Raw genomic sequence first — 6,654 nt, 5'->3', positions numbered from 1 at the left:
TCTGTTGTCGTCCGGGGTTCGCTTCGTTGCCCCCCCCCCCCCCCCCCCCCCCCCCCCCCCCCCTTTTCCTCCCCCCCCCCCCCCCCCCCCCCGACGCGGGTGACGAGCGGGGCGCCGCGCTCGCGAACGGTCAGGGCATCGACAAGATCTGGTACGTCCTCGACTCCGGCGGCAAAGCGATCACGAAGGCGGCCCGGACAGCCGACACCGGCAACACCGGCAGCAACGGCGGGTACGGCTACTGAGCGCACCACGGGGGGCCGCCGCAGCGGCGCGCCCCCGAAGGCGCTCCGACGACTCACCCGTGCCAGGACCGCCACAGCGCCGCGTACGCGCCGTCCGCCGCGACCAGCTGCTCGTGGCTGCCCAGCTCGCTGATCCTGCCGTTCTCCACGACGGCGATGACGTCCGCATCGTGGGCGGTGTGCAGCCGGTGGGCGATGGCGACGACCGTGCGGCCGTCGAGGACGCGGGCCAGCGAACGCTCCAGGTGCCGGGCCGCGCGCGGGTCGAGGAGCGAGGTCGCCTCGTCCAGGACCAGCGTGTGCGGATCGGCGAGCACCAGCCGGGCCAGCGCGATCTGCTGAGCCTGGGCCGGGGTGAGCGCGAGCCCGCCCGAGCCGACCTCGGTGTCCAGGCCGTCGTCCAGCGCCCGTGCCCAGCCGTCCGCGTCGACCGCGCCGAGCGCCGCCCACAGCTCGGCGTCGGCGGCACTCGTCCGGGCGAGCAGCAGGTTGTCGCGCAGGGAGCCCACGAAGACGTGGTGCTCCTGGTTGACCAGGGCCACGTGGGAGCGCACCTCCTCGGCGGGCATCCGGGACAGCTCGGCGCCACCGAGCGTGATCCGGCCGTCCCGGGGCGCGTAGATCCCGGCGAGCAGCCTGCCCAGCGTGGACTTGCCCGCGCCGGACGGGCCGACCAGGGCCAGCCGGGTACCCGGCGCGACCTCCAGGGACACCTTGCGCAGCACGTCCACGCCCGCGCGGTAGCCGAAGTGCACCTGGTCGGCGTGCACGTCACGTCCGTCCGGGGCCACCCCCGGGTCGCCCGCGTCCGGCTCGATGTCCCGGACGCCGACCAGCCGGGCCAGCGAGACCTGGGCGACCTGGAGCTCGTCGTACCAGCGCAGGATGAGATTCACCGGGTCGACGAGCATCTGCGCGAGCAGCGCGCCCGTCGTCAGCTGGCCCACATCGATCCAGCCCCGCAGGACGAAGACCCCGCCGATCATGAGGACCGAGCAGAGGACCGTGATGTGCGTGATGTTGATGACCGGGAAGAGCACCGAGCGCAGCCAGAGGGTGTAGCGCTCCCAGGCCGTCCACTCCTTGACCCGGCGATCCGACAGTTCGATGCGGCGCTCGCTCAGCCGGTGGGCCTCGACGGTGCGCCCGGCGTCCACGGTCTCGGCGAGGACGGACGCGACAGCCGCGTAACCGGCCGCCTCTGAGCGGTAGCCCGACGGCGCCCGCTTGAAGTACCAGCGGCAGCCGACCACCAGGAGAGGCACGGCGAGGAGCAGGGCGGGCGCGAGCGGCGGTGCCGTGACGGCGAGTCCGCCGAGCAGCAGCGCCACCCACACCACGCCGATGGCGAGCTGCGGCACGGCCTCGCGCATCGCGTTGGCGAGCCGGTCGATGTCCGTGGTGATGCGGGACAACAGGTCACCGGTCCCGGCTCGCTCCAGGACACCGGGCGGCAGCCCGACCGACCGTACGAGGAAGTCCTCGCGCAGGTCGGCCAGCATCCGCTCGCCGAGCATCGCACCGCGCAGCCGCACCTGGCGTACGAACACGGCCTGCACGACGAGCGCGATGACGAACAGCGCGGTGGTGCGCTCCAGATGGAGCTCCCGGGCGTGGTCCGAGACCCGCTCGACGACCGAGCCCAACAGATAGGGCCCCGCCATCGAGGCCACGACGGCCACGGTGTTGACGGCGATGACCAGCAGGAAGGCCCTGCGGTGCCGTCGGAACAGTTCGGCCACGTAGGCGCGTACGGTCGCGGGGGCGCCGACGGGCAGGGTGTTCGCCGTCGTCGGGGCCGCCGGGTCGTAGGCCGGTGGCGCCACGCCGATCATGCGGTCTCCTCGATTTCTTCGAGTTCTTCCAGTTCGTCCAGTACGCCGCCCAGCGCGGCTTCGTCATCGGTCTCCCGGGTCACCACGGCCCGGTAGAGCGGCTCGCTGTGCACCAGCTCCCGGTGCACGCCGACCGCCGCGACCTCGCCCTCGTGGACCAGCACGACCCGGTCCGCGTGGTCCAGGAGGAGCGGCGAGGAGGTGAAGACCACCGTGGTGCGTCCGGCACGCAGGGAGCGGACGCCGTCGGCGATCCGTGCCTCGGTGTGCGAGTCGACGGCGGACGTCGGCTCGTCCAGGACGAGCACCTCGGGGTCGGTGATCAGAGATCGGGCCAGCGCGAGGCGTTGGCGCTGGCCGCCCGACAAGGAGCGACCGCGTTCCGTGATGCGGGCGTCCATCGGGTCCTCGGCGTTCAGCGATCCCTGGGCGAGCGCCTCCAGGACGTCGCCGCACTGCGCGGCGGCCAGTGCGGCCTCGGCGGTGACGCAACCCGAGGACGGCACGTCGAGCAGCTCGCGCAGCGAGCCGGACAGCAGCACCGGGTCCTTGTCCTGGACGAGGACGGCGGTACGGGCGGAGTCCAGCGGCAGCTCGTTCAGCGGTACGCCTCCGAGGAGCACCGAGGTGCCCTCTTCGGACGGGTGCCCGCCCAGCCGCTCGGCGAGCAGTCCCGCCGCGTCCGGGTCGCCGCACACCACGGCGGTGAGCCGCCCGGTGGGCGCGAGCAGTCCGGTCGTGGGGTCGTACAGATCGCCGTCCGGTACTTCGGCCGCCCGTGATCCGTCGCTGTCCATGGCCCGTTCCAGGGACAGCACCCGGGCGGCGCGCTTGGCGGACGGGCGCGAGAAGGAGTACGCCATGGCGATCTCCTCGAAGTGCCGGAGCGGATAGGTGAGCAGCATGACCGCGCTGTACACGGTGACCAGTTCGCCGACCGTGATCCTGCCGTCGCGGGCCAGGTGCACGCCGTGCCAGATGACCGCGATCAGCAGCAGACCGGGCAGCAGCACCTGGATCGCCGAGATCAGCGACCACATCCGGGCACTGCGCACGGCCGCCCGGCGGACCTCCTGGGAAGCGCGGCGGTAGCGGTCGAGGAACAGTTCCTCGCCGCCGATGCCGCGCAGCACGCGCAGGCCCGCGACGGTGTCCGAGGCCAGCTCGGTGGCGCGTCCCGCCTTCTCGCGCTGGAAGTCGGCGCGCCGGGTGGCGCGGGGCAGCAGTGGCAGCACGGCGAGCGCCAGGACGGGCACGCCCACGGCGACGATCACGCCGAGCGCCGGCTGGTAGACGACCAGGCCGACACAGACCAGCACCACGGTCAGGGCGGCCGCCGTGAACCGCGACACGGCCTCCACGAACCAGCCGATCTTCTCCACGTCGCCCGTGGAGACCGCGACGACCTCACCGGCCGCGACGCGCCGCGTCAGCGCGGAGCCGAGCTGGGCGGTCTTGCGGGCCAGCAGCTGCTGGACGCGCGCGGCCGCGGTGATCCAGTTGGTGACGGCGGTGCGGTGCAGCATCGTGTCGCCCAGCGCGATGCAGGTGCCGCACAGGACCATCAGCCCGCCGGTCAGGGCGAGTCGTGTGCCGGAGCGGTCGACGACGGCCTGCACGGCGAGGCCGACGCAGAACGGCAGCCCGGAGACGGCCACGAAATGCAGCAGTCCCCAGGCGAGGGACTTGAACTGCCCGCCGAGCTGATTGCGGCCGAGCCACCACAGGAATCGGGGACCCGAGCGTGCGTCCGGCACACCCGGGTCGGGATACGGAAGGTCTTGAATCTGCATGACGTCCCAGTGGCTCGTGTCAGGGGGTGAGGGAAGCCGTGAGGTCCGGCAACCGGCCGGCCCTCGTGGCCGGCAACAAACCGTGAAAGGTTCGCGTCGCAGCGTGGTCGGAGGCAAACGATTTTTTGCCCCGGGGAAAGGAATCGGCCCCGATCGCCCGTGAAGGGCCGGGAAGCGGGGTGAGGGGGATTCGTCCGATACGTGGTGCGACGATGGACCGCATGCGAAAGAACGGTGCGATGCGCGCGGGGCTCGCCGCGGCGGCTTGTGGTGTTCTCGCCGTCACCCTGGCGGCCTGCGGTGGCTCGGGCGGCGGGAGCGGGGCGAAAGACAAGGGAGGGTCCGGCGGCAAGGCCGGCACCCCGGCACGCACCACCGACCTGAAGCGCATCCCCGACGTCGGTGACCGGCTGCGGGAGCGGATCCCGGCCAACTCCCGCCAGGTCGTGGCCGTCTACGGCGAGGGCAGGGACTCCGCCGACTCCACGGTCGTCCTGTACACGAAGTCAGGCTCCATATGGGACGAGACCCGCAGCTGGGCCGCGCACAACGGGAAGAAGGGCTGGACCTCCGACCACCACGAGGGCGACAAGCGCAGCCCCGTCGGCGTGTTCACGCTCAGCGACGCGGGCGGTGTGCTCGCCGACCCGGGCGCCCGTCTCCCGTACACCCGGTCGGAGTCCTTCCAGGCCCCGCACTACTGGGCCGAGTCCCACTGGCACGACTTCGACTACGTCATCGCCATCGACTACAACCGGGTCAAGGGCACCGCGCCGAACGACCCGACGCGCCCCGAGGGCCAGTCGAAGGGCGGCGGCATCTGGCTGCACATGGACCACGGCAGCGGTACGTCGGCATGCGTGAGCCTGTCCAAGTCGGCCATGGAGTACCTGCTGCGCACGCTCGACCCGAATCAGCACCCTGTCGTGGTGATGGGGGACAAGGAGGATCTGAAGGCCTAGTCACCGTGGCGGAACGTGGGACACCACGACGTGGGGTCCCCCAGTACCCATTGCGGGGCGGGCCAACTCCCCCGTAGAACACCGCACATGAGAAGACCGGTCATCATGTCCATGCTCGCCGGAGTGACCCTCGTGGCGAGCGCCTTCCTCGGGGCGAGCCCGGCTTCGGCGGACCCGTCGGCGGCTGCCGCTCTGCCAGTGGCTGCCGCCCTGTCCGCCGACGTGCCTGCTCCGTCCGCCGACATGCCCGCCCAGTCCGCCGACGTGCCTGCTCCGTCCGCCGACGTGCCCGCCGAGTTCGGTACCGACTGGCACGATCCCCTGACCGCCGCGCCGCCCGTCACCAAGCCTGCGACCAAGTCCTGCGAAGTGACGGTCGCCGAGGCGCAGTTCCGCGACTTCACGCCGTACAAAGGCACGTACACACCGCCGAGTGACTGCGGCGACCGCTGGAGCAAGGTCGTGCTGCGGCTCGACGGCAAGGTCAAGGGGCGGCAGTTCGACCGGCTCGGCTATCTGCACATCGGCGGGGTCGAGATCCTTCGTACGTCCACTCCCGAGCCCTCGCCCGACGGCATCGAGTGGTCGGTCGAGAAGGATGTGACGCGCTACAGCGACACGTTCCGGCAGAGCGGCGACGTCGAGATGCTCATCGGGAACGTCGTCGACGACACGTACACCGGAGTCCTCGACGTCAAGGCCACGCTCACCTTCTACGCGGCGGGGAAGGCCACGAAGCCCGCCGCGACGCCCGACCGCGTCCTCACCCTCCAGGACGGCACTCTCACCACGCCGCGCAACAGCGAGCGCATCGTCGCCGAGGTGTACGCGACCGGGTCCGGCGGCGGCTGCGAGGAGTTCTGGTATCTGACGGTGCCGGGCTCGGCGCCGTACTCCTGCCAGGCGGACAACGGCCCGTACCGCGAAGTGCAGATCAAGGTCGACGGCCAACTCGCCGGAATCGCCGAGCCGTTCCCGAACGTGTGGACCGGCGGCTGGTCCAACCCCTTCCTCTGGTACGTGATTCCGGGCCCCCGCGCCTTCGACGTCAAGCCCATCGAGTACGACCTGACACCGTTCGCGGGGCTCCTCAACGACGGCCGTCCGCACCAGGTCGACGTGTCGGTCGTGGGCGTTCCCGCGGGGCAGAGCGGCTGGAGCACCCCGGTCAACGTCCTCGTCTGGCAGGACGCGAAGAGCGCGCACGTGACCGGTGCGCTCACGGAGGTCAAGACGGGTGAGCTCGCCAACTCCACGACGTACACGCCCGGTTCGGAGAACCGCCTCGACACCGAGGGCGGCCACCGGCTGACCGTCGCCGGGTACATCGACACCTCGCACGGCCGGGTCAGGACCACCGTCAGCCGCACGCTGGCGAACACCTCCACGCACCGCTGGACCGACGGCGAGAACACGGACGGTCTCAAGGCCACCTGGACCGACGACGAGACGGTCACCGTCGACGGGCGCGGACCGGCCGGGGTGACGCGCACGCAGCGTACGTACACGATGGACGGCACGACGACGCTCGGCGCGGACGACCGGCTGCGGACGGTGCTGACGCTCGGCGACCGGGCGGCGGTCGTCGAGACGCGCGGCGGGCGGCGCACCGCGTGGTCACGGCTCGACGACACGTTCGCGGGCGACGCGACGTATACGGCGAACGTGCCGCGCGACCAACGTCACGCGGTCGGCACCACGAGTGAGCGCTACCGGCTGTACGGCTCGGGCGGGTGCTACGACCGCAGCGTGGTCACCGTGCAGGGGGTGCTGACGCAGGACAGCGGCGACTGCTGAGAGCTGCCGGATCCTGAAAGTG

Annotated in this window: 4 protein-coding genes; 2 read left to right on the top strand and 2 right to left on the bottom strand. The window is 71.7% G+C overall.

Annotated features, from left to right (window positions below):
• Positions 1-298: 298 nt before the first annotated feature.
• Both ACZ4WS_RS34420 and ACZ4WS_RS34415 read right to left on the bottom strand, forming a co-directional pair.
• Entirely contained in the window at positions 299-2,080 is a 1,782-nt protein-coding gene (locus ACZ4WS_RS34420) for an ABC transporter ATP-binding protein (RefSeq protein ID WP_467986702.1), read from the bottom strand.
• Positions 2,077-3,873, bottom strand: a complete 1,797-nt coding sequence (locus ACZ4WS_RS34415; RefSeq protein WP_467986701.1) for an ABC transporter transmembrane domain-containing protein — start codon at positions 3,871-3,873, stop codon at positions 2,077-2,079. The genes ACZ4WS_RS34420 and ACZ4WS_RS34415 overlap by 4 nt, the downstream gene beginning before the upstream one ends.
• A gap of 221 nt (positions 3,874-4,094) precedes the next feature.
• On the opposite strand from ACZ4WS_RS34415, the gene ACZ4WS_RS34410 reads away from it, so the two are divergent.
• Both ACZ4WS_RS34410 and ACZ4WS_RS34405 read left to right on the top strand, forming a co-directional pair.
• Complete coding sequence (locus tag ACZ4WS_RS34410) at positions 4,095-4,835, top strand: L,D-transpeptidase family protein (protein ID WP_467986699.1); 741 nt, start codon at positions 4,095-4,097, stop codon at positions 4,833-4,835.
• Between the two features lie 87 nt (positions 4,836-4,922).
• Entirely contained in the window at positions 4,923-6,632 is a 1,710-nt protein-coding gene (locus ACZ4WS_RS34405) for a peptide-N4-asparagine amidase (RefSeq protein ID WP_467986698.1), read from the top strand.
• Positions 6,633-6,654: the final 22 nt, after the last annotated feature.

The sequence above is a fragment of the Streptomyces sp. NPDC029292 genome, from assembly GCF_055569295.1.
Note: the sequence above shows the minus strand (reverse complement) of the source record. Positions and strands in the feature narration are given on the sequence as shown.

What these genes read in the sequence shown, in the direction of transcription:
- ACZ4WS_RS34420 (WP_467986702.1), bottom strand. Translation starts at nt 2,080, where the DNA reads ATGATCGGCGTGGCGCCACCGGCCTACGACCCGGCGGCCCCGACGACG.
- ACZ4WS_RS34415 (WP_467986701.1), bottom strand. Translation starts at nt 3,873, where the DNA reads ATGCAGATTCAAGACCTTCCGTATCCCGACCCGGGTGTGCCGGACGCA.
- ACZ4WS_RS34410 (WP_467986699.1), top strand. Translation starts at nt 4,095, where the DNA reads ATGCGAAAGAACGGTGCGATGCGCGCGGGGCTCGCCGCGGCGGCTTGT.
- ACZ4WS_RS34405 (WP_467986698.1), top strand. Translation starts at nt 4,923, where the DNA reads ATGAGAAGACCGGTCATCATGTCCATGCTCGCCGGAGTGACCCTCGTG.